This window comes from Paraburkholderia fungorum (assembly GCF_046027605.1).
GTDB classification, from domain to species: domain Bacteria; phylum Pseudomonadota; class Gammaproteobacteria; order Burkholderiales; family Burkholderiaceae; genus Paraburkholderia; species Paraburkholderia fungorum_F.
Genome location: NZ_JAQQEF010000025.1, coordinates 68895 through 94606, shown reverse-complemented (window position 1 = coordinate 94606; position 25712 = coordinate 68895). Strand labels below are relative to the sequence as shown.

The following is a 25712-nucleotide window of genomic DNA, read 5'->3' as shown; positions in this document are numbered from 1 at the left end:
CGGCGATGCCCTGCAGGGGTTTCAGGCGAGTTCATCCTGCGCCGCAAGCACCTGGCCGCGCGCTTGAAATTGCTCGTGTTCTTCGCGCGGCACCAGCGAACCGCCTGTTGTCCAGACGATATGGGTGGCGCTAGCCATGTGACGCTCCAGCCCGTGCTGGCGAAGATAGGCTTCACCTTGGTCACTGTGCGTCAGCCATCGCGGTCCGTCGAATCCGGCAGCGGCCGATGGCTCGAGCAGCACGCCTTCGGTTTGCGCCACGCGATGGAGATGGACATACAGTTGCGCGTCCGCGACGGTGAACGCGCCCGAGAGCTGAGATCGCATCAGCGGGCTCACCAGATGCGAGGCCTGACCGACGGCGAGGCCATCGGCTTCGGTGCGATTGTCGAGACCAATGTCATAGACCGACACGGGCGCAGTCTCGTCCGCTGCCAATTGCACCAACATGCACGGCGACGCGACGGGTTCGGCGAAAAAGCAGTGTACATGCTCAAAAAAAAGCGCTTTGAGCCCGAAGGTGATGCCGCCGGGCGCGCCGCCGACACCGCAGGGAATGTAGACAAACAAAGGATGCGTGGCATCGACAGGTCGATTCAACGCGGCCAGTTGCGTCGCTAGCCGGCGCGCGGCGACTGCATAGCCCAGAAAAAGCATCAGCGAATTCTCGTCGTCGACGAAATAGCCTTTCGGATCAGCAAGCGATTGCGCTCGCCCGGCCGCCACCGCTTCCGCGTAGTCGCCCGCGTGCTCGACCACCTGAACGCCAGCTTTTCTCAAACGATCTTTTTTCCAGGCCTTGGCATCCGTCGACATATGCACCACCGACTGAAATCCCAGGGCGGCAGCCATGACACCGATGCTCAAGCCCAGATTGCCGGTACTGCCGACGCTCACGGTGTATTGAGCAAACAATTCGCGGGCTGCGTCGCCCGCGAGCTCGCGCCGGTCGCTCTCAGGGGCCAGCACGTTGTGTTCGAGAGCCAGCTTTTCCGCCAATGCCAGTACTTCATGAAAGCCGCCGCGCGCTTTAACCGACCCGGCGATGGGTAGAGCATGGTCACTTTTGATAAACCATGCGGCGTCAGACTCCGTAGCGTTCTCCATGGTCTGCTGGAGTCGCTCCACACGCGTCAACGGCGATTCGATCAGGCCCGCGCTACTTTGCAATTCGGGAAAGAGATGAGCCATCAAGCCCGCGCAACGTACCAGGCGGGCGTCTGCCTCGTCGATGTCGGCGAAACAGGGTGAGCCCTCGGGCAAAGCACTTCCGAGTGCGGGATTGAGCCACAGTAAGGGAGTCCGCTTCTGTAGCCGGGCTAATAGATCAGGGGCAATTGCAGGAAGGGTGGGAATCACGCCGAATACCTATGCTTGGTGTTTTGGATCTGGCGAATATAGGTCACGGGCGCCAACCAAAAAAGCTATAATTTCTATTCGACGCATTAGTCCTGCTAATACATATGCCCCTCGATTCCTCACTGCTCGGCGGCTTGCGCTGTTTCGAAGTGGCGGCTCGCCTGCTCAGTTTCACCAAGGCGGCGGCTGAGTTGAGCTTGACGCAGGGCGCTGTCAGTCAGCACATTCGGCATCTCGAAGACCGGCTGGGTTACGCGCTGTTCACGCGCCAGCACCGCTCCCTTGCCCTGACGCAGAAAGGTGTGGCGTTGTTCGAAAGCACGAGAAGCGCATTTCTCAGCATTGAGACAACAATCAATCATCTTGGCCGCTCCAATGCGCCCTTACAGATCAATTGCTCGCCATCATTCGCCTTGCAGTGGTTGATGCCGCGTCTGGTCGAGTTTCATCGCCTGCACCCGGATATACCGGTGCGCGTGAAGGCTGAATTTCAAACGCTGGATCGGCAGGCCATGTTGGCCGATGACATCGACGTGGCGATTCGCTTTGATCTCGGGCAGTACGAAACGATCCGCGCGATACCGATACTCGACGAATATCTGCTGCCGGTAGCAACGCCGGAATATTTGGCGGAGCACCCTGAGTTTGCCGCGGGTCGATCGCTCGAGGGGATCGAACTATTGCATGACTTTTCGCCATGGGATGGCGCGCCCGAGTTCATCGAATGGCGCACCTGGTTGGAGACCGCCCGGCCCGAATGGCTCGGAGCGGTGGCGGGGCCGCAATTCAATCTGGCAAGCCTGGCGATCAGTGCGGCCTTGAGTCATCAAGGCGTCGCCGTGGCGCGCACTGCGCTCGTCTACGAAGAGCTCGAGCACGGCCGCCTCATCAACATCTTTGGCCACCTCGTGCCCTCGCCGGCCCGCTACATGCTACTCACTGGGCGCGAGGAGAATGCGCGTGTGGCGGCATTTTCGAGCTGGCTGATGGATGAATGCCATCGCTTTAGCGAAGCGCGGGCCAAGCTGCTGCTGTGACGAACATCATCTGAGGCGTGCTGCCGTTGGCCGAAGCGCCCACTATCATCTGGAGAATCTGTCATGAAGATCGTCGTAATCGGTGGCTCCGGCCAGCTTCATGCGAAACCTGAATCAACGTGTCTATATTTCCTTGATCGGAGCCGCCGGTGCGATCGCCAGGATGCTTCCCCGCTGGAGTGAATATCGTCGGCTCCGCCTCGCCTCTCGTCATACTTAAGCACCCTATGTGGAAAGGTAACAGTTACCACTCGCGAATTTGACAACATTACAATGCCCTTCCATGTTCTGCGATCGGAGGGCACGCAATGGTTCTATTTCACCGTGGCGCAGCGATTCAGGCGTCGACGATAAGGTCCGGAAACACGTTCGTCGCCCGCGCCTGCATTCTGAAGGAAGACGGCGAATCCACCTCATTAGGCGATCTTGGTGAGTTCGCAAGCCAGACCTGCGCATACGAGTTTGCTGTGCGCTGTGCGAGTGCTTTTGTGGATGGTGTACCGATGCCTCGCTCGCCGTTCGGCAGATCATCAACCCTGGACGACGCAGCAAACAGTTAACGACACGCTGCGGCATCCGGCAGACGTCCCTGGGCAGTGAACGACGGCCTCCCCAGGCAAATAGGTCAAATCAGAAGCGGCCAAGCCAAGGAAACGTGATGTACAAACCACTGTTAAACCGTTTTCAGTACACCCGCAAGCATGGTAAGCGACGCACATATGACGTAACGGTGAACCTCGTGCAAAAAGCTTCCGGTGTTTGCGCGTACGCAGCATGGGTGCATTTCGAAGCCGAATTCAAGGGTTCAGGGTTGATGCTCCCACTCGTTGCCAACACACCTGATGCCGCCGTACGAGAAGCACAGATGCGTATCCAGAAGGATATCGACGATCTGGTCGGCATCGTCGAGTAAAGGCAAAAACAGGCACGCTATATTTGCGAGGGAAGGCGATGAAGTCGATCAAATTGCGCGTGCCGCGAGAAGAGGCCGCCGATCTTCCTGACGACCTGGCAGCTTGGGCGAGAATCACCGGCGTTGATCCCGGGATAGCAGTAATCGACGAACCGGCTGCTACGACGGATACCAGTTCGCCCATCCTGTACCAGGTCTACATCAGCGAGAGCTTCTTCGAGCAGTTCCCTGAATGGCGTATGTACGTCGAGCAATAAACAATGGCCTTCCACAGGATTTGCAACGGGCCGCCTTACGGTGAGATGGTGCGAGAAGTCTGCCCGTTGTGGGAGGGACAGCTTACTTTGGTGTGCAGTGGCGTGCGGCGGAACAAGTAATTCATGGTCAGTCGCCGCGCAGTAAGAGCTCTGGAAATGAGTCACACCATTTCAAGCTCACGGTATGGCGGAGGCGGAACCTTGACGACGATTTCATCGCCCGAGTTTACCGGTCCGGTGGTCGTCACGACACCCATCACGCCGGCCTTTCGCAAGAGCTTTCCTTCAGGCGAGCGGCCAAGAACGGCTTTCATGAGCCCAGCCTGGAAATGATCTATTTGCGCGCACGGGTTTCGGAGGCCTGTGAGTGTGACGATCGAATGCTCGCCGATATGTAACTCTGTGCCCGCGGGTAACGATAGAAGATCAAGCCCACGCGTCGTGATATTTTCGCCGAGATCACCGGGTAAGACTCTAAACGCCTTTTCGAAAAGCTCGTCGAACAATTCACCGTGTATGAGGTGCACCTGGCGTAGATTGGGTTGCGAGGGATCTCGAGCGACACGAGAGCGGTGTTTTACCGTTGCACCACAGTGAGCATCGCCTTCAACACCCAGCCCCTCCAGTAACACGATTTGCCGAACGGATTGTTTGGAAAATGTATGTGAGGCATTAACGTGAACCGCAATGACTTTTCCGTCCACTATCGAGCGACCTCCAATGATTGCATGACGAGGGCATGCATGGGTTAGTTCAGCCAGTTGCAACTGTGGAATATTCTAGCGGATTTACGAATGACACTTCCTTGGCCGATAACAATCCTCAACGCCGCAAAGATCGGCGAGGGGTCATGAAGCTGGCAAATACCGGTAAGGTTGCGGCCCTGCCGACGTCGACTTGCAACAGAGCGAAATCTGGCAATCTCGGCCATACTGCCGATCACGTCATTTGCCAGGAGGCAGAATTATGGGTTTCGATTTCAACGGTAAACGCGTCGTTGTCGCGGGAGGCTCGCGCGGCATCGGCCGCAGCATCGCGCTCGGGTTCGCGCGGGCAGGCGCCGCCGTGTCTGTCTGTGCACGCAACCTTGAAGGATTGAAAGCGGTCGAGGCCGAACTGGCCGCTTATGACCATCCGGTCCATACCGCACCTTGCGATCTCGCTGACGGCAAGGCGATCAGCGCTTACATTGCGGCCGCCGGCGAAGCGCTTGGCGGCATCGACATTCTGATCAACAACGCGTCCGGCTTCGGAGGCGGGGATACCGAAGCCGGCTGGGAGGCCGGTATTCAAGTCGATCTAATGGCAACAGTGCGCGCGGGCCATGCCGCATTGCCGTTTCTGCGGCAGTCGGCCGACGCCGCCATCGTCAATGTGACGTCCATCTCAGCGCTGCGTCCATCGACACGCACACAGTCTTATGCGGCGATCAAAGCCGCGGTCATGCACTACACGGCGTCCAATGCGCTGACACTCGCGCCGGATCGGATCCGTGTCAACTCGGTCGCGCCCGGCTCAATCGAATTTCCCGGTGGATCGTGGGAACAGCGCAAGCAGTCCGACCCAAAGTTGTATGAGCGGATACTGCATTCGGTTCCGTTCGGCCGGCTCGGGACGCCCGAAGAGGTCGCCAGCGCGGTGCTGTTTCTCGCCAGCTCGCACGCGGCCTGGATTACCGGCCAGACCCTGGTGGTCGATGGCGGGCAGGTGTTGACGTAAGTGCAAATCCGCACACGGGGAGACACGGGTATGAGTGGCTACTTTGACATACTCCCCGTCGCACTTCGAGACCATTGAGACCGGCACGGTCGGGTTGGGGCGCGCGCATAACAACCAAACGCGGGAGTAGCTTCGCGAGGGGCCACTTCGAGACTTTTAACCTGCGTCGCTGTCCTTGGCCCATCGTAGCCGCGTAGATCAATCTACTATGGCGCATCGGTGCCTAGCTCGATGCGCATTTCCTGGATAGCCACCGCGTCGCCGCTCGGCGAGAAGGCAGCATTGATACGCACGAACGAAACCACGATCTGGGGCAGCTTGGTCGCACCTTGCTGCGCCAGCAGATCGGTCACGTCGTAGTCAATCATATTCATGCCGTGATGTGCCGCGGTCGAAATCTGGAAAGCGCCGAGCGTGCCGACGAAGTGCTGACCCTTTACGGCATCCACGTCCCCCGTGGCGGGCAAATTAACATACACATTGTAGAAGAACCCCCCGGCTTTGGCCGCCTTAGCAATTGCCACGCCATCGAGAACGAGCTTCACATACTGGAAGGACTTCCTGGTCGGGGTCACGGCCTGTGAAACCTCCGGTGCTGCTGATGATTCGCTTTGACCCACTGCAGGCGAAGTCGCGAGCACACCCTGCAGCGTTGTCCCGCTGGCTGTCTGAAGCGGAATGACGGCGCTCACGGAGCTAACGCCCAGCGACACGCCCCTGACGCCCCCCAATGATTCGCGGGTGGAGGACACGCTGCGTGGCGGGGTTGTCGTCAATGTGGCGACTGGCGGGCGCGCCTGAATCTGCATGGTTTGTCCCTGCACGCGAATGACCCTCCCTTGCTGCGCCTGTGGAGGCAATGCGATCGGCATCGTGTCGTCGGCATAGTCGTAGCCCAGTCCCGTGGTCGTGATTGTGCGCGACTTCGCCATCGTCAGACGGCTTGCGTATGTGAAGCTACCGTTCCAGTAACTATTGTTCGACGCAGGTACCTTGCTTGTCGATCGCCGCGACCACGCGTTCCACAAGCGGTCGAGATTGCAGTGATGCAAATAGAAAATCGGATCTACCGGGGCCGTCGCGATATCGGCCATATAGCTGCCGATGATGTCGTGTACGGGATCGTGCGGCGCGCTCTCCAGCATGGGTTCGAATGCGTTGCTCAGGCCGCGCTGAAAGTTTTTCACGCCTGTTCCGAACGGACTCAGAGCGAGCGCCTGATATACGTTTGTGTTCACTCGCGAAACGTAGAGCGGATTGCCACTGGCAGTATCCGTGAATTCGGACGGAATGACTGGATACGTGTAGTAATCCCAGTAGGGAAGAACCAGGCTGCTATCGCCGGACACGGTCCTCAACTGCTGTTCGAAATAATAGATATAACCGCGATGCCACGTCAGAAAATACGCTACGTCGTGAGGGCAATAATTGAGGTGAACGTTGACCCAGTACTGCCAGGATGTGGGTTTACTGGAATCGGTGTTGCCTTTCATCGTGTGAACCGCGTTCAGATACGATGCATAGTGCGGCGTTGTCTTGAACTTTTGCCACTCAAGCCTGATGGTAGTGGGCGTCGCTCCGATGCTTAGCTTGGGGAGTGATGCGAGTGCGATTGCCGACGCGGTTCCCTTGACGAATGCGCGCCGCGTAAATGGAACGGAAACCATAGCGAACTCCCCTGACGATGAGAGAAAAGAGCAGGCTTTTTCGGGCCTGCGGCATTGTTACCACCTCAAACGACGGATTTTCTGCCTGAAGCGTAATTAAGAAGTATGGACTACTTCTCAAAAGATTCAATCTGACTTCTGAAGGCCTCCGGCACCTTTTGTGTGCGCTGACGCACACGTACCTATGAGGCATAGGCACGTTCACTGCAGGCTCCGTCTCATGATCGACCGCCATGGCACATACGTTCACAGTCTCAATCGAGCGGCCGCTTTTTGAAACGGAGTCGCCGTTTGAATGCCCATGCAATTATGTAAGCGAATGACGCTTCATGGCCGGTCTCTCCTTGACGGCCACCGTTGCCTTCGCAGCGAACGCTTCCGAGGGACTGGCTTCTTATGGTCGGCGTGGATGCTTGAGCCGTCAGGACGCGGCATTAGTCGGCGGTCCCGCCAATGTCCCTCGTATATCGGCCAAAAGCGTGAATGTCAGCGCCGAGAGAACATATGTTTCTTGAAAAGATAAGTTGTCTGGCATAGCCTGCCTTGGAGCGATACCGCTCCGATCAAAAAAAGCAAGCACCCATGTCCATTGAAAAAACCAGGGATGTATAGGACTTTTTCTCACGGCAAGCCCCTCGGCCCTAATGACCAGATCTATATTAATCAGACCAATCTCGGCGACGAGGCGGCGAAAAATCTCACACATCGGCGCAGTATCAACTCGACGACTGAATAGGCATCCGTTGCTATTTTCATTCCGGTATCGCCAATAGTTGGCCGCGCTGCACTTTCTTCAACTCCGCCCTGTCGCGCGGAAAGGATGTTCCTGCAACCAGTGATTCGCGATATCGATGCGGCGGCACATCCACACATCCTCCCGCCGCGCGAGGCTGTCGAGCAAACGCTCGAGTCCCGCGGCACGGCCAGGATGGCCGATCAAACGCATGTGCAGCCCGATATGGCACGGCGCTCAGAAAACCAACCGCCGTATTGCTATAGCCAAAACTCTTGATGATCTGCGGCAAAAAGAACGCGATGCCGGTCGTACCAAATACGATGCAATCATGTATTCCGAGGCTCTCGACCAGACCGTCGAGGACATCAAGGAGAACCGCCTCGGACATGTGCGCGTGAGCGCCACGCCGCAGCTCGGTCACTCGATACTTCCGCAGGCAATTCAGCGTTTCATGATCGGCAAACCCGACGTAAAGGTGTTTTGCGACGTCGTCGATTCATTCAAGGTGATCGAAAGCGTTGAATCGCTGGCGGCCGATTTCGGCCTGACGATGGCGCTCGAACCCGAGCTTGACCAGTCGCTGAAGATGGTAAAGATCGCGTCGATCGAGATGGTTTGCGTCGTGCCCCATGGACATCCGCTTGCGCGGCGCAAACGTGTCGTGCCGGCCGATCTCGAACCGTATCCGCTGATCGGTCTGTCGAGTCTGGCGCGTGTCAGCACGCTGATTGCCGCCGCATTCCGCGACAGCGGCGTGCCGTACCGCGTGGCTGTCGAGACACGCTATTCGGAGCCCGTGTGCAGGCTGGTAGCCGCCGGCGCCGGTGTCGCGGTGGTCGACGCACTGTCGGCCGTCGCACATATCGGTCAGCAGCAGATTGTCGCACTGCCGTTTCAGCCGAAGAACACGATTGACGCCTGGGCGATTTCTTCGAAAGACCGCCCTCTGACGCGACTTGCGGAAGAGTTGCTGGTTGAAACACGTGGTGCGATGAAGGCGCTTCGGCCATAGAGCCCGTTCAACCTGAGATCCCAATCCGATAGTGGTGGTACATTCAACCTGCCGCACGCGGCAACACACGCGGTAGTTCTACCGCATGCAATAGCGTTCAACCTGCCAGCAATAGCACAGGCTGGTCGGTCGCAGAATCCTCTCTGTATCGACAGGCATTTACTTTTTGAATTTCTCACTCATGGAAAATCGGGCACTTATCATTGGGGCAAGCGGCATTGTCGGCAGCAATCTGGCCGACCAGTTACTTTCCACTGGCTGGAGCGTTTCCGGGCTCTCGCGCGGCCGCACTGCGGTGTCGCCTGGGATCGAATCGATCACCGCCGATCTGACCTCACCTGAATCCGTCAGTCACGCGTTAGCCGGTAGATCCTTCAGTCACCTGTTCTTCACCGCGTGGGCCCGTCAGGCCACGGAGAAAGACAATATTCGCGTGAACGGCGGCATGGTGCGTCATGTGCTGGACGCACTTGGACCGGCAGGCGGCCTGTCACACGCCGCGCTCGTCACCGGCCTGAAGCACTATCTCGGTCCTTTCGAGGCGTACGCGACCGGCGCGGTGCCGATTACACCGTTTCGGGAAGAACAGGGCCGTCAGCCGGTCGACAATTTTTATTACGAACAGGAAGACCGCCTGTTCGAAGCGGCGCAGCAATACGGCTTTAGCTGGAGCGTGCATCGTCCGCATACGATCATCGGTTTTGCTGTCGGCAACGCGATGAACATGGGGCTGACGCTCGCCGTCTACGCGACGCTTTGCAAGCAGGAGGGCAAGCCATTCGTGTTTCCCGGTTCGCCCGCGCAGTGGGACAGTCTCACCGACATGACGGATGCCCGGTTGCTCGCGCGACATCTTGAATGGGCCGCGACTTCCGCGAATGCCCGTAACGAGGATTTCAACGTGGTCAACGGCGACGTGTTTCGCTGGAAATGGATGTGGTCGCGCATTGCGGATTACTTCGACATTGAAGCGATTCCATTCGACGGCGTGGTGCGTCCGCTCGAGAGCCGGATGCAGGGCGCCCAACAGCAATGGTCCGGGATTGCGGCGCGGTTCGGTCTGATCGAAGCGGACATCGGCAAACTTGTGTCGTGGTGGCATACCGATGCGGATCTCGGACGCCCAATGGAAGTGCTCACAGACATGACGAAGAGCCGCAAGGCAGGCTTTCTTGATTATCAGAGCACGCCAGACGCATTCGTCGCGTTGTTTGACCGGTTGAAGGCGGAGCGGATCATTCCTGGATGATGCGCAGTTTGTCGCCAGCGGTGCGTAGCGTTGCTTTCTCGGTAGATGTCATGGTGTTGTCATTCCGAGCGGCTCAAATGATCGAGCTGCCGCGCATTTAGTGCGCAAGCCATGATGGGAATGTGACGTACATCGCTCGCGTTACGGGTGTCATAAGCGTATCTCCAGACATCTAGACGTTTAGATGACATGTGGGGCCACGTAACTGCGTCCCTGCTCGAAACGAATGACGACGAGCGTCGCACCTCCCCGATTACAACCACCACTACTGCGTCTTACAGCAACACTACGTTAGGCTGATACGCATACGGAGTACGTCGATGTTGATCAGGAACGCTCGCGTCGTTACGCGAGATGAGGAGTTTACCGGGACCGTGCGCATTGAAGACGGCGTCATCCGCGATGTCGAACGCGGCAGCACGTCCGCACGCGAAGCCGTTGACTGGGACGGAGACTATCTGCTGCCGGGCCTGATTGAACTGCACACGGACAATCTTGAGAAGCATCTCGCGCCGCGCCCCGGCGTGCGGTGGAATATCGACGCGGCGTTCGTGATTCACGATGCACAGGTGGCTGCCGCCGGCATTACCACCGTGTTCGATTCGCTAAGAATCGGCGCGCGTTCCGACGTGGACATGCACAACCGCGATCTGCAGACGCAGTGCACGCAAGCGCTCACGCGCTTGTCCCAGAGCGAGTTGCTCCGGGCCGAACACTTCCTGCACCTGCGCTGCGAAATCGCCGCACCAGACGTGGTCGACGTATTCGATTCGCTCTACGCGCATCCGCTGCTACGTCTTGCTTCCGTCATGGATCACACGCCAGGACAGCGCCAATGGCACGATCGCAATCAATGGCGGCGCTGGCAGGAGCGGCACGGCAAGCTGACCGACGAACATTTTGCCGCCGTGGTGGCCGAGCTTGCGGATGGACAGGAACGCTACGCCGACCGGCACCGTCGCGAAATCGTAGCGCGCTGCGTGGAGCTCGGCGTACCGGTGGCGAGCCACGACGATACGGTAGTCGGGCATGTCGAACAGGCGGCCGCCGAAGGCATCGTGCTGGCCGAATTCCCGACCACCCGTGTCGCCGCACAAGCCGCGCGAGAACACGGTATCGCGACGGTCATGGGGGCACCCAACATCGTGAGAGGCGGTTCGCACTCGGGCAACGTCTCCGCGCTTGAACTCGCGAAGGCTGGACTGCTCGACATCCTGTCGTCTGATTACGTCCCATCGAGTCTGTTGAGCGCTGCATTCGAACTCGTCGACAAGGCTGGCTGGACGCTCCCGCGTGCCATGGCAACCGTCTCGGCCGAACCCGCTCGCACAGTGGGATTGCACGACCGCGGCGCGATCGCCCCGGGGTTGCGGGCCGACTTTGTGCGCGTGCGGATGCATGATGCGCTACCCGTACCTCGCGCGACCTGGCGGGCGGGCGAACGCGTCGTTTGACGGACACCACACTGCGATCACGTCTTTCTGCGCAGGCTCGTAATGCGCAATGGGATGAATACCAGGCAGCCTTGAGCTACCGTCTGAGCGCGGAAGACGAAGCCTTCGTCGATTCGCTCGTCGCAACCGGCCATCTTTCGACGGCCGGATTCAACGATCCCAAGCATCCCTTCTTTGGCCGGCTCACGCGCCTGCCGCCACACGCTACCCTTTAGTAGCTTCCAGATGGGTCACAAAAGGTCGGATTTTTGCGTCGTCCGGATTCACATACACGACATCCGTCGGCACACGACGAGGGGCGTCGACTGTGAAGAAGACAGCTGGCGACTCGAGTATTTCAGTTATCGCGTGGACAGTGTTTCGCTCAAAGGTCACTAACTGGCCCGCAGTGAGGACGCGAGGCGCTTCGTCCTCAATCGCGAAGGCAACCTTACCGGTCAGCAGGTAGAGATGTTCTTCGCACGTTTCGTGGTAGTGGCGAGGTATCGGGTAATAAACACGAAAGAGTCTTGAGCTTGCAGAGGGTTCATCAGTGAGATAGACGTCAACAATTGTACTGTCCGCCTCGTCCGGGAATTGATTGATGATGCTGTTTATATCAAAGAAATTAAACAAGCCGTTCTCCATATTATGTGATCAGGCGACGAACAATTCGATAGGTCGTGCCGTTCAGTAGTGTCGACATCGCGCGGTGTATCTGGACGAAGTCGTCTATGCACTCATCGTGTTCGTCGTGGCTGAGTGCATGCTGCCACGTGGCAACGGACCGGCGGAATGACCTCATTTGGCAAATGACATTTGCCAAATGAGGCCTGGTCCATGGGAACCTTCACTACCCCGTGCATAGTCGAATGGGACACGTCATCTGCAGTTGTGGTTCTGCTTTGAACTTGCTGTGCTCCTTTCAGCGAGGTGCACACTTTCGCACAAGAGTCAGCTGCGTGTAATCGAATTCGGCACTTCAATGCAGAGGGTTGTGCTCCCATGTTAGGCTCCTCGCAGTCTTGGTTGTGCAGGTTGCGAGCACCTGCGTTTCGTTTTGTGTCTGGAGGGTTTGTGGCTTTTGAACATCGTGGTTTTCGCGTGACCGCCAATGCTGCAGCGGACGAGCTTGGCGTTCAGTGGGTATGTCATGCCGTGATTGAACGTACCGACGGGGATAAGAGCAAAGGCACGCCCCCGGCACTCGAAATGGTCATTCCAAGGGCCAAGATCGACCCGCTGATGGCACTCAGCGCGCTCGAGCACCGGGCTCGAACCGAGATAGACGATTGGCATGAAAGAGGGCAAGCGTAGGTGTATTTCTTTGCTCACGCGGAGCCACCTTTTCGCTTCTGAGCAAAGACTGTGAACGCCACATCCATCGTGCCTGCGTGGACGGATAGTGAAGCAGCAGCAAGAGTAGCGGTAACAACGAAATTTTAGACTTTGGACATGGCTGGTTGCGGTTTCAATAAGGTCGAAGTCCGCTTTCAGCATATCGGTTGGTCGTTACCGCAAAACTGAGAACACATGAAGAATTCTTAATGAACTCTTTTTCAATCTGGCGGTATTCCGCCAGGTGCGCGTACATGGCAAGCTAGCCGACGTGCATCCACGTCGACCGCCCTCCAAAGTCGACAAAGCATGCCACGCTCAATATGGAGCGCCCAATTGGCGCCCCTTTTCGTCACACACCTTCGACGAGTACGGCGCGATAGCGCGCGCCCTTGAACCGGTGCTGCGCGACCTCCTGATACGCCGGGCCGTCGTACCACGCGCGCGCGGCCTCCGTCGACGGAAACTCCACGATCACGACGCCCTCTGGCGCATCGCCCTCGAGGACCTGCTGAGGTCCGTAGGCAGCGAGAATCTTGACGGGATGACCTTTAAAGGTTTCGCCCACCTTGCTTTGGTAGATGTCGAGCTCACCCTGATCCTGCGTGCTTTCCTTTGTGAAGACAATATAAGTCGCCATGGCGTACGCTCCTGCGGTGGTGTGAAGATGCACACGATAATGCCATGGAATCGCATTGATCGATGTTCAACAATGCTTCGCAGACGGGCGGCGGGCATCCCTGTGAATGCGACTCCAAGGCGGTCCCAGGTTAGCCGCTCGCGTCAATGCTGGCTAGCATTCAATAGCATCCAGATCTGGCGCGCCGGCGGCCCGGCAATAGTTCGCGCGAACACGCCGCCGCACCGGACGCAGGTGTAGTGCTCCTCAACGCGCGAGTCTTTTACCGCGCCCGCGCCGTTCAGCGTGAGATCCCGATGCGAAGCCTCAGCAGCCGGCCTGCCATGGAGATCGGCGCATCGAGCGCAAGGTTGAATCCAAAGGTCCATTCGTCAGTTGCCGATAATTGAGGGCGGTCATGCAGCCAGCCGATGCTCGTAGTAAGGACGGTCTCTGTCATCAAGGATGGCATACGAGGTCGCGAGATTCGAAGAATCCGGGGTCAGCCATGCATCGACATTTTCCGGCTTTATCGGAATGATGCATCGGTTATGTCCCGTTGCCGCGACTTCCGGAGGCGGTTCATCTGTGATCGCGGCGAAGGACAGCAAATCAGATTCACCTGGTGCGGACCAGCGGGACCACAAACATGCGACAAGCATGTCGTGCGCAGGATCAGGGCGGAACTCCAGAATGACGTTTTCATCTTTCTTGCCTTCAGCAAGCTCGTGTCCCTCCATCCTGGCGCGGCGGACGTTTTCATAAAACGCGCTGACTACGAGGATGCCATGCGAGTAGCCGAATAGCGACTTCCAGAAACCCTCAAGATTATCGCGGCGTGCAATGTATGTGCCCGGATATTTTTCGTCGTAGGCGGCCGGTTTGCCTGCAATGCGGCATTGATAGCGCATCGGCTTGATGACACGCTGACCGTCTTCCATGACCATGACCGGCGCATAGTGTCCCACGAAAATACGCGAGTCCTGGGCCGTCAGGTCTGTCCGTTGGAGATCTTCGAGTTTGCCGAGCGTCCACGCGATTTTGTCGGTGGCAATTCGCTGACTTTCTGTAGCGGCTTTGGTTACTTTTGCTTGCAGCGACCGTTCCGCGTCCGCAAGCCGCTTCCGCTGCTTAAACAGATCTTGCTCGAGCCTGGTCGCCTGGTCGGCGTTGAATCGGTCGATGAGGGCTTTGATTTCGCCCTCGGCTACAGTTTGCGGCTCGCCAAACGCGTTCTCCATTGCCTTCGGAATCCTGGCCTTGCTAACGCCTTCCGCGCGCTCGAAGAACAGGCGCGTGAACTCGTGGATGTCCATCAGGGCACCGAAGGTGCGCACAAATTTCCGATAATCCGCCTGGATTCGAGCCGAGTAGCACATGGATGCCTCCGTTTCCCGGTCCCATGATACGTACTCTTCGAACTGACGTGAGCGCGGCGGATACACGGGCGCGATTACGGGCGCGATGAATGGCTGTGTGAACTTTGGGCCTTGTCAGGCTGCCAAACAATACAGCTCGAATCGGACAACTGGATATGGCAAGCGTACTGCTGGTAGACGATGATGCGGAAGCGTTGGCTGCGTGGGCCGCCAACTGCACCGGTGACGGATTTGAAGTAAGAATTGCGAGCGACGGCCAGTCCGCGTTGGCAATGTTTATCGAATCTCCCGTGGACGTGGTGGTCGCCGACTGGCGCATGCCGGTGATGTCCGGAAGCGAACTCTGCCACCGATTGCGCACCCTCCCCGGACTGACCGATGTGGTCTTCATACTTGTTTCCGGCGAGCCTAGCCCGCCAGCCTTTGTCAGCTACGACGGTTTCCTTCGCAAGCCAGTTGATGCGCAAATTTTACTCGCCACGATACGACGACTGCTGGCAGACCATGTCACGCATCGACAGTGACGGCATGGCGGGACAACGTAGCGAGGTTGCGGGTCGGCACGGAGCCCGGTTGTTGCGGCGGATCCGGGCTCATTCAGTGCCAACCCGTATGAATCAACTATCCGACAACACGGTTTGTTCCAACACCGCCGCGTCTGGCGACATCTCGCCCATGGCACTCTCACCCGTCCCACGCAATGCCTGAACAGGTATACAGAGCACCACAACCAAACCCGCAAGCACCTGCAAGGCGGCCAGAATATAGAGCCCGCTGGTAAAGCTGCCGGTGGTGGTTTTCGCCCAGGCCATGATGGCCGGGCTGACGAAGCCGCCAAGCAGCGCAAGGCTGTTGAGCAGGGCGATACCACCGGCTGCCGCGGTACCGGACAGGTAGGAGGTTAGCAGCGCAAAAAACAGCGGCATGCCGGTAAAGATCGTCGCGGTGGCGATCGCGAAGGCAACCAGCGCCAGCGTCAGGTTGCTGACCGTCGCCGCGATCATGACCAGGGCCGCGCCGCCGATGAAGACGCAACCAGCCAGGTGCCAACGCCGCTCCATCTTCATGTCGGAATGGCGGCTGATAAAGATCATGCCCAGTGCACCGATACCATAGGGAATCGTGGAGTACAGGCCGACGTCGAATACGTCCTTGACTCCGGCATTCTTGATAATGGTCGGCAGCCAGAAGCTGACCGCGTATATGCCGCAGATAATGGCGAAATACACGAACGCAAGCAGGTAAATGCGCGGATCCTTAAGCGTGTCACCAAACGTACCGCGGCGAGCCGCTCCGTTCAGTCCGCGCTCGCTAGCCAGATGGTGTTCGATAATGTCTTTTTCGCGATGCGTCAGCCAGGTGGCATCGCGGGGACGATTAACCAGCACGTACGGCACCAGCAGACCGAGCACAACCGCGGGTATGCCTTCAAGCACGAAAAGCCATTGCCAACCCGCCATGCCGTAGACGCCAGCCAGATGCGTCATGATGGCGCCCGAAACCGGACTACCGATCACACCGGCAATGGTGATGGCGCTGCTGAATATGCCCAGCATGCGAGCGCGGCGCGTCTCCGGATACCAGTAGGTCAGGTACAGGATGGCGCCGGGCACGAAGCCGGCTTCGAATACGCCAAGCATGAAGCGCATGACGTAGAACTCGATCGGGCTCGAAATAAACCTCATGCAGGCCGATACCACGCCCCAGCAGATCAGGACCCGCATCATGGTCTTGCGCACACCGATCTTCTCAAGCATCAGGTTGCTAGGCACTTCGAAGAGGAAGTAGCCCGCGAAAAAAATGCCGGCGCCAAGTCCATACACCGCGTCGCTGAAACCCAGGTCATGCTGCATCTGCAGTTGTGCGAAGCCAACGTTGATGCGGTCCAGATAGGCCACCAGGTAGCCGACAAACAGGAATGTCACGACTCTCCAGCTGACCTTTCTATAGGTTGCAGCCACTTCGTCGTTAGCGTAAGGGGCGCGTTTATCCACCACGCCCGCCATGGTTTGGTCCATCAAGTCTCTCCATCATCTTCAGGGGGCCGGCGCATCACGCTGCGGCTTGGCAGGCTTGAGGCGCTCACACCGTCCTGTACGCTCAGAAGCGTCGCGCTCCTGAGGAAGGCCTCGCACTTCTGCAGTTGTGCGAGTTCGACGAACTCATTTGGACGGTGCGCCTGCTCAATGTTGCCGGGGCCGCAGACTACCGTAGGTACGCCCGCACTTGAGAAGTAGCCCGCTTCCGTGCCGTAGGCAACCTTGCGGCGGACTGAATCGTGCGTGAGCGCCCTGGCCAGCTGGACGATCGCAGACGCCTCCACTTCCGAAAGTGAGGGAGCAGCCCCCAGGCAGGAGAATGTCACGCTGGCTCCATCGAACACGGCTTTCATCTGTGCTTCGAGGTCCGCCCCGTATGCCTCGATGAGACGCACCAGATGGCGCACATCGGTGCCAGGCAAGTCCCGGATCTCGAAGTCGAACTGACATTCGTTTGGTACCGTATTCAGCGCAACCCCTCCTCGCACCAGCCCGGTTTGCGCCGTCGTGTACGGCACATCGAAGTCCTTGTCGAAGGGGCCCGTGCGGCGAAACTCGTCCGCCATGTCGCGGATGAAGCAGATGAGCCGGGCCGCATATTCGATTGCATTGACGCCCGACGGGGTCAGCGATGAATGTACTGAACGGCCCACCACGCAGCATCGATAGTGATTCAGGCCCTTGTGGGCAATAACCGGGCGCATGGACGTCGGCTCGCCCACAATACAGCCTGTCGGGCGGATCCCACGCTCGCGCATGTCAGCGAGAAGGAGAGGCACGCCGAGACAACCGACTTCCTCGTCAAACGAGAATGCAAGATGAACCGGCTCCGCGAGGTGCGCGTCAGTAAGCTCTGGCACAAGAGAAAGCAGGACGCCAAGGTACCCTTTCATATCGGCGCTTCCCCGTCCATACAGACGGTCGTCTTTGATCACTGCGCGGAAGGGATCGGTGTGCCAGTCCTGACCGTCCACCGGAACGACGTCCGTATGGCCCGAGAACAAAATCCCGCCTTCCACCCGCCCGTCCGCGGCGGGAATCGTCGCAAACAGGTTGGCCTTGGTCTTGCGGGCGTCGTAGGTGAGGTGTGTCTTCAGGCCGACGCCAGCAAGAAAATCCTGGACCGTCTCTATCAGGCCCAAGTTCGAGTTCCGGCTGACCGTCTCGATCTCCACCAGCCGGGAAACCCATTCCACTGCTGTCGAAAGGGGGTCGCTGTCGTTGCGTACATTCATATGCGTTTCGCTGTCTAGGTGACGTTCAGATACTGTTTAACGTGTGGCTCATGCTAGAAGATCCAAAATCCGAATACCGCCCCACCGGTTAAACCAGTTTTAACTTTAACTTTGTAATCTGCGACGTTTGGTCGGATCTCGCGACAAGTTGCGTTCGGACGCCTATCTACAGCCCGGAAGCTCATCCGCAGTTTCAGATGGAATGAAAACTGCTGCGGATCTCAGTCCTGGGTATCCAGCCCGGCCTATCGCCATGGGAGAAAGTGATGAGCCCGAACTCGGAACAGACGCCAGCCCATGACGAGCCACCGAGGTCGCCATCGTCACGGAGTCTTTGGGGTCTGGACGGGCTAAATTTCCTGATGGCAGACGTGCGGGATGGACTTGGGCCGTTCCTGTCCGTGTACCTCAGAGGCACGCAACATTGGGGGGCGGGCAACATCGGCCTTGTCATGGCGGCGAGCGGCATCGCAGCGGCCATCTGCCAGATTCCGGCAGGCCTGCTAGTCGATGCGGTTCGTGTCAAGCGGCTGCTGGTTGCGGCTTCCGGCTTGCTGGTGGGCGCCGCATGCCTTCTGATTGCGTTTTTCCCCAAGCTGCCAACAGTCGTTGCAGCGCAAATTACTCTCGGCGCCGCCTCCGCGATCATTCCCCCTTGCCTCGCGGCACTGAGCCTTGGCGTGGTGGGCCATCGTTCGCTTCCCGCCCGGATCAGCCGCAATGAGGGGTTTAATCATGCAGGCAACTTTACGGCCGCAATTCTGGCGGGTGGCCTGGGGCAGTATGCAGGAGTCATCTGGCTGTTCTATCTGATATGCGGATTCGCGGTCGCCAGCGCGCTCGTGGTTCTCCTTATCAAGCCGAAGGAGATCGACCACGCGCTCGCCCGGGGCGGCGAAAGCACCTCGAACACCGAGGATCGCCGCAGACCTCTTGCGTTCAGGGAACTGTGGAAAAGGCGGGATCTCAAGGTGTTCATCATCTCGGTCATTCTCTTTCACTTCGGCAATGCCGCGATGTTGCCGCTCGCGGGCCAGGTCATCGCAAAGCTTCATCCGGGAATGGATGTCATTGCACTCAGCGCATGCATCATCTCCGCACAACTCGTGATGGTCGCCGTCGCCGCTACGGTTGGCCACGCGATGCGCAAAGGCGTTGGAAGAAAGAAGATTTTCCTGGTTGCGATGGCCGTGCTGCCCGTGCGAGGGGTTCTGTTTTCGATGACCAGCAGCCCCTATGCCGTGGTCGCCATTCAACTGCTTGACGGAGTGGCCGCCGGCATCTTCGGCGTAATAGCTGTAGTGATTGCATCCGATCTGATGCGCGGCACCGGCCGTTTTAACCTTGCTCAGGGACTCGTGGCGCTGGCTGTCGGTGTTGGCGCGGCGATGAGTAACGTGACAGGGGGATATGTTGTCGAGAAGTTCGGCTTTACGACAGGCTTTCTGACATTGGCCGCTATCAGCGCACTCGCACTCATATTCTTCGCGGTGTGGATGCCAGAGACCACACCACACGAAGACAGTCCAGCGGCGCCTGACGGGCGGCCGCGAGATTTGATGCCCTCCCCTCCCTGATTGCAAAGATGAATGCATTGCTGAGCTCGCGTCTATCGGTCTGGGTCGTCGACGCGGCAGATGACCACCCAACGATTCAATAAAGGCGTTGATTAACGGAAATTTAATTTTCCGATTTGGATAAGGCACCCTTGTTCAAACCGACAACAATCTTCTGCAGACAAATCAATTTGAATGCGCGAAGAACGTCCTCGAAAGGTAGAGGCCGCCCGCTCAAAGCAATCACTTTGTCGAGATCGAGTCGGACTGCGTCAAAGCGACGCGAGCGCCCGGAAAAGCCCATCCGTCGCCCACAATCGCGATGTTTAATCTAGCCGTCAGTTCGCTGCCATCTTGGCGCCACTCTGGCTTTGTATGATCGGCATAGCGAGTGCCGAGCGGCAAACGGCATCCGCATCCAACCGATCCATGGTTCAGCGGAGAATCAGATTCATGAGCAAAGAGTCTCAACAGCCGGACGCCAGCGAAGACGATCCTTCCTCGGTGCCTGAACGCCCAACGCGTCGATCGTTCCTGACCCGTGTGGGTGCGGCCGGGGTAGCAATCGGCGCCGGACAACTTCATTCAGTTGCATTCGCGGATTCCGACGACATCAGCCAGAAAGCACCGGCAACGACGGACGCAGCAGCGGACAGCGCCAATGTGCATGTCCGATTGAATGTCAACGGTACGAACTACAACCTGAATATCGACCCTCGCACCACCCTGCTCGACTGCGTGCGCGAGCATCTGCATCTGACCGGCACCAAGAAGGGTTGCGATCACGGTCAGTGCGGTGCGTGTACGGTTCATGTCGATGGCAGGCGCGTGAACTCGTGCCTGAGTCTTGCCGCCACCCATGAGGGAGAAGCGATCACCACCATTGAAGGCATCGGCAAACCCGGCACGCTCCATCCGATGCAGGCGGCCTTCGTCGAGCATGACGGCTTTCAGTGTGGGTACTGCACCTCAGGGCAGATCATGTCCGCCGTCGCGCTTCTCAAGGAGCCCTACGGTCACAGCGACGACGATGTCAAGGAAGCCATGAGCGGGAATATCTGCCGCTGTGGTGCCTATTCGAACATCGTGTCCGCGATCCAGCAAGTTCGTCGTAAAGTCTAAACGGAGCGCACACGTGGAAACCTTTCAGCTCAAGCGCGCCTCCAATGTCGAACAGGCGATCGACTTCGCGAAGACTGCCGCTAACAGTCAACCCAATGGCGCGTCGATCCGCTTCCTCGCAGGAGGGACGACGCTTCTCGATCTCATGAAGCTCGACGTCGAGCGTCCGGCCCAGGTGATCGACATTCACCGCCTGCCGCTCGATCAGGTCGAGGCAATCGACGGCGGTGGCGTCACGATAGGCGCAACGGCCCGCAATGCCGACCTCGCGAATCACCCATTGATCAAGCTGCACTATCCGGTCCTGTCTCAAGCGTTGCTATCGGGCGCATCGGCCCAACTGCGCAATATGGCAACGACCGGGGGCAATCTCCTGCAACGTACGCGCTGTGTCTACTTCCGCGACACCGTCACGCCATGCAACAAACGCGAACCCGGCACGGGCTGTTCCGCGATTGGCGGGTACAACCGAAACCTGGCCATCCTGGGGACTAGCGAGCACTGCATTGCGACCAACCCGTCGGACATGAGCGTCGCAATGACGGCGCTCGAGGCCACGATTCACGTCGAAAGCGCACAGGGCAAGCGCGACATCGCCATTGACGACTTCTTCCTGTTGCCCGGGAGCACGCCCGAACGCGAAACCACGCTCCACCCCGGCGAGCTCATTACCCACGTGACGCTTCCCGCTCCGGTGCCCGGCAATCGCAGCGTCTATCTCAAGCTGCGCGACCGCGCGTCGTATGAATTCGCATTGGCCTCGGCAGCGGTCGTCATGAAGGTCTCGTCGGGCAAGATCGATTACATCCGGATCGCACTAGGCGGCGTCGGCGTCAAGCCGTGGCGCTCAAAAGAGGCAGAAGCGCAATTGCTTGGACGGACACCGGACGCCACGGCGTTCCGAGCGGCGGCCGAAGCAGCGCTGCAGTCGGCGCACGTACAGAGCCAGAACGGCTTCAAGGTTGAACTCGCCAAGCGCTGCATCCAGCACGCACTCACACTTGCCACACAGACTGCCTGATGCAACGATCGTGACGCGGAGAGAATATGCAATTAGCTAGCAATAAAACGCAACCGATAATTGGCGGCGACTTTACTCGAATTGACGGACCGCTTAAAGTCAGCGGCACGGCAACCTATACCTCGGATGTCAACTTACCCGGGACGCTTTACGCCGTTCCCGTTTGCGCGACGATCGCCAAGGGACGCATCACCCATCTGGACACCGCCGCGGCCGCAGGCATGCCGGGGGTCCGGGCCGTCTTCACACGCGAGAACATCGGCAAGTTCTATCGGGTCGGTTTTTCGATCGACATGAAAATCGACGAAAAACGCCCGCCGTTCGACGATGACAACATCTACTACTATGGCCAATACATCGGCCTGGTGGTGGCCGATACGTTCGAACAGGCAACGGCGGCATCGGGAGCGGTGAAGGTCGCGTATGCGTCGAGCCGGCCAGACGTCCGCATCGAAATGTCGGCAGAGCAGACGCCGAGCGTCGACACGCAGCGAGGCGATGTGGATACCGCGTTCGCCGCTGCCCCCGATGGGCAGAAGCTGGACCAGACCTACACGACGCCAATTGAAACGCACAACCCTATCGAATTGCATGCGACGGTGGCCGTATTCGATAACGGGAACTACACCTTCTACGAGACATCGCAGTCGATCGTCAACCAGCGCCTGGTCATGGCGCAGATGCTTGGCGTGTCGGAAGACCAGGTGCGCGTGATCATGAAATACCTGGGCTCCGGGTTCGGCGGCAAGCTGTTTCCGTGGTCGCACTCGTTACTCGCCGGCGCCGCGGCCCGCAATCTGAAGCGCCCCGTCAAGCTGGTGGTGACCCGCGAGATGATGTTTCATAACGTCGGTCACCGCACCAACACGCAACAACGCATGCGCCTGTCGGCGACGCAGGAGGGACGTTTCACATCGTTCCAGCAGGACTACGTCTATCAGACCTCGCGCAAGGAAATGCGTAAGGAAAACTGCGGCGAGACCACGGGCTATCTATACAGCTCGCCTAACCTGCGCGCGACCGCGGCCTATGCGCGCCGCGATATTGCACCCAGTACGTCGATGCGAGGCCCTGGCGCCGTTCCCGGTCTGTTCGCCATCGAGTCGGCTGTCGACGAACTCGCCATCAAGCTCAATATCGATCCGGTCCGCCTGCGTCTGCTCAACGAGCCTGCGATCGACGAAGGCTTGAACGTGCCGTTTTCGTCGCGACATCTCAAGGAGTGCCTCACGCTCGGCGCCGAGAAATTCGGCTGGGCGCAGCGCACGCCGGCGGTCGGTTCCATGCGTCGTGACGGCATGGTGGTGGGCTGGGGTGTTGCAGCCGGGTCATGGGCCGCGAGGCGCCTCGCGACAGAAACCATCGTCGAGCTTCACGCCGATGCGACAGCGCGCGTGTCGACAGCGACCCAGGACATCGGTACGGGGACCTACACGGTGCTGGCTCAGATGGTGGCCAATGTGACCGGCATCCCGCTCGAGCGGATTTCCGTGGTGATCGGTGACACCCGCTTGCCGCCCGGACCGATGTCCGGCGGCTCGATGGCGACCGCATCGCTGGTTCCCGCAGTGGAGCAGGCGGCGCATGCGGCAGTCCAGCAACTTCTGGTCGCAGCGACTCAGGCGGACAATTCGCCGTTCAACGGCCAGCCGACCACCGAGTTGGCTTTCGACCGCGGGATGGTCTATCGGAAAGGCACCTCGCCAGGCGCGGGCGTGCCGTTCGAGCGGATCCTCGCCCCGGCGAAGATCAACATGGTGGTCGGAAGGGGCCGGTCCGGCGCAAGCGCGGACGATGCTGACGCAGCCAAAGTATCGATCCACTCCTACTGCGCCCATTTCATCGAGGTGACCTGGCAGCCGCAGACAGCACGATTGCGCATCAACCGCGTAGTGAGCCTGATTGACGGCGGTAAGATCATCAACGCGCGTACAGCGTTGAACCAGATCGAAGGGGCTGTAGTGATGGGCGTCGGCATGGCGCTGTTTGAAGAAACGCACTATGACTCGCGCACCGGCGCTCCGATCAACCGCAATCTCGCCGACTACGTCATGACCACGCACGCGGATGCGCCGAAGATCGACGTGACTTTCCTCGACTATCCGGACCTTGCGTTAAATCCGCTGGGTGCACGCGGCGTCGGCGAAATTGGCATGGCGGGGATTGCCCCTGCTATTACAAACGCCGTGTATCACGCAACGGGTGTACGGGTGCGCAATCTTCCGATCCGGATCGAGGACCTGCTAGCCACTCAGGCCGCCGTGTAGCCGGGACCGTCGTTCAATCTCCACAGCCGGCGCGCGCGTAAGTGACCGCCCTCGCCGGCTATATGCGGATTTCCGTTCGTCAGAACCGGTGACGAATGCCGACCGTAGCGCTCAGTTGCTTATCCGACGAAGAGCTCGTGCCAACACTCTTGATCTGCGCAATGCGCTCGTAGTGCCCCCCTACCAGCGTCGTCCCGTCACCCGCTGCCAGCTGGTACTCCATCGCCACATAGAGATCAGTGCGCTTACTCAGGAAGTAGTCGGCACTGAGTGTCACCTGATGCCACTTCGGCTTCAGATCGGCGTTGTTCGTACCAGGCAACCCCGTCGCACTACCGCTCGTAAAGGTGTAGTCAGCCAGCAATGTCAATGGCGGGGTCAACTGATAGCGGAGCGTTGCAGTGTAGTTATTCAGCTTTCGCGCCGCGCCGTCGTTATAGTCGAGCCAGACCCGCGTAAAGCCCAGGTCGGCGGTCGCCTTTCCATACTGATAGCTGGTTCCCGCAGCACCGATGCGTTGCCGTGCCACGCCACCGTCGATACCGTAGAAAAAGTTGCTGCTGTACTCGTCGCCCGAAGAGGGTGATGCTCCCCCGACAGCCCCGCTCGTATTGCTAGTGGCATTCGGATGATTGAATTCAAGGTATCCGATGCCCGCCGAAAACGCGTTGCGCGTGTAATTTCCCGCGATACTCCAGGCGCGATTGTTGCCGAAGCCTTGTGAGGACGGCCCCGCGGCCTGATTGCTAAATCCATAAAGTCCGTTAAAGGTAAAGCCGGCGTAGTTATTCGACTGGAACTTGACGGAGTTGTTGATGCGAATCGTTTGATTCATGTTGTCGTTGTCGCCGATGTGCATCGTCGGCGAAAAGAAGCAGGCTGCAAAGTAGTTGCAGAGCTCGTCGCTGATCGGACTGTATTGTCGGCCAAACGTGAAGGTACCGATGCTATCGCTGGCGAGACCAACGAACGCCTGCCGGCCGAAGAGGCGATTGCCCTGTCCGGCCAAACCATTCGTTCCCGTGAAACCGTTTTCGAGTGTAAACACCGCGCGCATTCCGCCGCCAAGATCTTCGCTTCCGCGCAAGCCCCATCGACTACCGCTGGTTTTGCCGGACGTCTCCTGGAATGCGGCCCCGCCATTCACGTTGTTTGTATAACTGAGCGACGTGTCTACTAATCCATACAGCGTAACCGAGCTTTGTGCAAACGCAGGAATACTAATTACAGACATTGCACATGCTGCTACTACAACCTTCTTCATTTCCAACTCCTGTCGAATGAGACTTATTGATGATTTTCTATTTAAACGAAACTCGAATATCGCCTTGATTAATGAGCTTCTGCTTCGCTGGCGTTCGGGATCGGCAACTGTCCGCGCGCAACCGTCGGGTGCACCGGGGCCCAACTGCCCTGTGGAAGTATTCCGCTACCGTCCAGCGACTGTATGCTCCCGGAGTCCAGCCCGAGCGCATCCTCTGGGCGGCCGACGCGGCGCGATCAGCGAGGATCTAATGGCCCGCAGACTGCATGATCCGAGAAGGATTTCAGCCAAGCGGCCAGCAAGACCGCTTTCGAATCAACAGCGTCGAGCACCGCCGGCAAGCGCGCTGCCAACTTGAGCGTACCGGGCAGATCCGCTACACGGTCAATCTGGCGCGGCCCGGCATTCGCAGGGGTTAGCGGCACCCGAATGCGCCGCCGGCTTCTGAACTGCCGTACGAATGAGGCGAATAAATCCGAGCTCTTTTGTT

General features: G+C 58.6%; 25 protein-coding genes. 15 read left to right on the top strand and 10 right to left on the bottom strand.

From position 1 onward, the window contains the following. Nucleotides 1-21 precede the first annotated feature (21 nt). Complete coding sequence (gene dsdA / locus PQR53_RS30710; protein WP_408462682.1) at nucleotides 22-1356, bottom strand: D-serine ammonia-lyase; 1335 nt, start codon at nucleotides 1354-1356, stop codon at nucleotides 22-24. A 101-nt stretch (nucleotides 1357-1457) separates the two neighbouring features. On the opposite strand from dsdA, the gene PQR53_RS30705 reads away from it, so the two are divergent. From PQR53_RS30705 to PQR53_RS30690, 4 genes are all read left to right on the top strand, one after another. After that, nucleotides 1458-2396 (top strand): LysR substrate-binding domain-containing protein, encoded by a 939-nt coding sequence (locus PQR53_RS30705; protein ID WP_408462679.1) that lies wholly within the window; start codon nucleotides 1458-1460, stop codon nucleotides 2394-2396. Nucleotides 2397-2704: 308 nt separating this feature from the next. After that, nucleotides 2705-2956, top strand: a complete 252-nt coding sequence (locus PQR53_RS30700; RefSeq protein ID WP_408462626.1) for a hypothetical protein — start codon at nucleotides 2705-2707, stop codon at nucleotides 2954-2956. A gap of 98 nt (nucleotides 2957-3054) precedes the next feature. Further along, the gene (locus PQR53_RS30695) at nucleotides 3055-3309 is read left to right on the top strand and encodes a hypothetical protein (protein WP_179742052.1); all 255 of its coding nucleotides are present in this window, start codon (nucleotides 3055-3057) and stop codon (nucleotides 3307-3309) included. A 38-nt stretch (nucleotides 3310-3347) separates the two neighbouring features. Next, complete coding sequence (locus tag PQR53_RS30690) at nucleotides 3348-3566, top strand: hypothetical protein (protein WP_408462623.1); 219 nt, start codon at nucleotides 3348-3350, stop codon at nucleotides 3564-3566. Between the two features lie 161 nt (nucleotides 3567-3727). Here the strand turns inward: PQR53_RS30690 and PQR53_RS30685 are convergent, their stop codons facing one another. Continuing rightward, on the bottom strand, nucleotides 3728-4270 hold the full coding sequence (locus PQR53_RS30685; protein ID WP_408462620.1) for an MOSC domain-containing protein: 543 nt from the start codon (nucleotides 4268-4270) through the stop codon (nucleotides 3728-3730). Nucleotides 4271-4532: 262 nt separating this feature from the next. On the opposite strand from PQR53_RS30685, the gene PQR53_RS30680 reads away from it, so the two are divergent. After that, nucleotides 4533-5285 carry an SDR family NAD(P)-dependent oxidoreductase gene (locus tag PQR53_RS30680; protein ID WP_408462617.1) on the top strand — a complete coding sequence of 251 codons (753 nt, stop codon included), beginning with the start codon at nucleotides 4533-4535 and terminating at the stop codon, nucleotides 5283-5285. Nucleotides 5286-5491: 206 nt separating this feature from the next. Here PQR53_RS30680 and PQR53_RS30675 read toward each other — a convergent pair whose 3' ends face one another. Continuing rightward, on the bottom strand, nucleotides 5492-6952 hold the full coding sequence (locus PQR53_RS30675; RefSeq protein ID WP_408462614.1) for a tyrosinase family protein: 1461 nt from the start codon (nucleotides 6950-6952) through the stop codon (nucleotides 5492-5494). Nucleotides 6953-7745: 793 nt separating this feature from the next. Next, nucleotides 7746-7898 (bottom strand): hypothetical protein, encoded by a 153-nt coding sequence (locus tag PQR53_RS30670; protein ID WP_408462611.1) that lies wholly within the window; start codon nucleotides 7896-7898, stop codon nucleotides 7746-7748. A 118-nt stretch (nucleotides 7899-8016) separates the two neighbouring features. Here PQR53_RS30670 and PQR53_RS30665 point away from each other — a divergent pair, with 118 nt between their 5' ends. The 4 genes from PQR53_RS30665 (at nucleotide 8017) to PQR53_RS30650 (ending at nucleotide 11618) form a co-directional block, all read left to right on the top strand. After that, nucleotides 8017-8700: a LysR substrate-binding domain-containing protein gene (locus PQR53_RS30665; protein WP_408462609.1), complete on the top strand. Its 684-nt coding sequence runs from the start codon at nucleotides 8017-8019 to the stop codon at nucleotides 8698-8700. Nucleotides 8701-8881: 181 nt separating this feature from the next. Further along, on the top strand, nucleotides 8882-9949 hold the full coding sequence (locus PQR53_RS30660; protein WP_408462606.1) for an SDR family oxidoreductase: 1068 nt from the start codon (nucleotides 8882-8884) through the stop codon (nucleotides 9947-9949). Between the two features lie 320 nt (nucleotides 9950-10269). Further along, nucleotides 10270-11403, top strand: a complete 1134-nt coding sequence (locus PQR53_RS30655) for an alpha-D-ribose 1-methylphosphonate 5-triphosphate diphosphatase (RefSeq protein WP_408462603.1) — start codon at nucleotides 10270-10272, stop codon at nucleotides 11401-11403. Nucleotides 11404-11474: 71 nt separating this feature from the next. Continuing rightward, the gene (locus PQR53_RS30650) at nucleotides 11475-11618 is read left to right on the top strand and encodes a hypothetical protein (protein ID WP_408462685.1); all 144 of its coding nucleotides are present in this window, start codon (nucleotides 11475-11477) and stop codon (nucleotides 11616-11618) included. On the opposite strand, the gene PQR53_RS30645 is transcribed toward PQR53_RS30650, so the two are convergent. Next, on the bottom strand, nucleotides 11608-12018 hold the full coding sequence (locus tag PQR53_RS30645) for a cupin domain-containing protein (RefSeq protein ID WP_408462600.1): 411 nt from the start codon (nucleotides 12016-12018) through the stop codon (nucleotides 11608-11610). The genes PQR53_RS30650 and PQR53_RS30645 overlap by 11 nt on opposite strands. A 441-nt stretch (nucleotides 12019-12459) precedes the next feature. Between PQR53_RS30645 and PQR53_RS30640 the strand changes: the two genes are divergently transcribed. Then, nucleotides 12460-12699, top strand: coding sequence for a hypothetical protein (locus PQR53_RS30640; protein ID WP_408462597.1), 240 nt, complete (start codon nucleotides 12460-12462; stop codon nucleotides 12697-12699). A 373-nt stretch (nucleotides 12700-13072) separates the two neighbouring features. Here the strand turns inward: PQR53_RS30640 and PQR53_RS30635 are convergent, their stop codons facing one another. Beyond that, a complete protein-coding gene (locus PQR53_RS30635; protein ID WP_408462594.1) occupies nucleotides 13073-13360 on the bottom strand; it encodes a DUF1330 domain-containing protein in 288 nt (95 codons plus the stop codon). 395 nt (nucleotides 13361-13755) lie between these two features. Further along, on the bottom strand, nucleotides 13756-14718 hold the full coding sequence (locus PQR53_RS30630) for an SOS response-associated peptidase family protein (RefSeq protein WP_408462591.1): 963 nt from the start codon (nucleotides 14716-14718) through the stop codon (nucleotides 13756-13758). A gap of 155 nt (nucleotides 14719-14873) precedes the next feature. Between PQR53_RS30630 and PQR53_RS30625 the strand changes: the two genes are divergently transcribed. After that, entirely contained in the window at nucleotides 14874-15242 is a 369-nt protein-coding gene (locus PQR53_RS30625) for a response regulator (protein ID WP_408462588.1), read from the top strand. A gap of 93 nt (nucleotides 15243-15335) precedes the next feature. Here the strand turns inward: PQR53_RS30625 and PQR53_RS30620 are convergent, their stop codons facing one another. Beyond that, complete coding sequence (locus PQR53_RS30620; RefSeq protein ID WP_408462586.1) at nucleotides 15336-16736, bottom strand: MFS transporter; 1401 nt, start codon at nucleotides 16734-16736, stop codon at nucleotides 15336-15338. Continuing rightward, nucleotides 16736-17992: an acetylornithine deacetylase gene (gene argE / locus PQR53_RS30615; RefSeq protein WP_408462583.1), complete on the bottom strand. Its 1257-nt coding sequence runs from the start codon at nucleotides 17990-17992 to the stop codon at nucleotides 16736-16738. Before argE ends, PQR53_RS30620 begins: the two co-directional genes overlap by 1 nt. A gap of 266 nt (nucleotides 17993-18258) precedes the next feature. Here argE and PQR53_RS30610 point away from each other — a divergent pair, with 266 nt between their 5' ends. From PQR53_RS30610 to PQR53_RS30595, 4 genes are all read left to right on the top strand, one after another. After that, nucleotides 18259-19569 (top strand): MFS transporter, encoded by a 1311-nt coding sequence (locus PQR53_RS30610; RefSeq protein WP_408462580.1) that lies wholly within the window; start codon nucleotides 18259-18261, stop codon nucleotides 19567-19569. A gap of 432 nt (nucleotides 19570-20001) precedes the next feature. Then, nucleotides 20002-20670 (top strand): (2Fe-2S)-binding protein, encoded by a 669-nt coding sequence (locus PQR53_RS30605; RefSeq protein ID WP_408462676.1) that lies wholly within the window; start codon nucleotides 20002-20004, stop codon nucleotides 20668-20670. A 13-nt stretch (nucleotides 20671-20683) separates the two neighbouring features. Then, nucleotides 20684-21691, top strand: coding sequence for an FAD binding domain-containing protein (locus tag PQR53_RS30600; protein ID WP_408462577.1), 1008 nt, complete (start codon nucleotides 20684-20686; stop codon nucleotides 21689-21691). Between the two features lie 26 nt (nucleotides 21692-21717). Then, the gene (locus PQR53_RS30595) at nucleotides 21718-23958 is read left to right on the top strand and encodes a xanthine dehydrogenase family protein molybdopterin-binding subunit (RefSeq protein ID WP_408462574.1); all 2241 of its coding nucleotides are present in this window, start codon (nucleotides 21718-21720) and stop codon (nucleotides 23956-23958) included. A gap of 79 nt (nucleotides 23959-24037) precedes the next feature. Here the strand turns inward: PQR53_RS30595 and PQR53_RS30590 are convergent, their stop codons facing one another. Continuing rightward, nucleotides 24038-25222 (bottom strand): porin, encoded by a 1185-nt coding sequence (locus tag PQR53_RS30590; protein WP_408462571.1) that lies wholly within the window; start codon nucleotides 25220-25222, stop codon nucleotides 24038-24040. Between the last annotated feature and the right edge of the window lie 490 nt (nucleotides 25223-25712).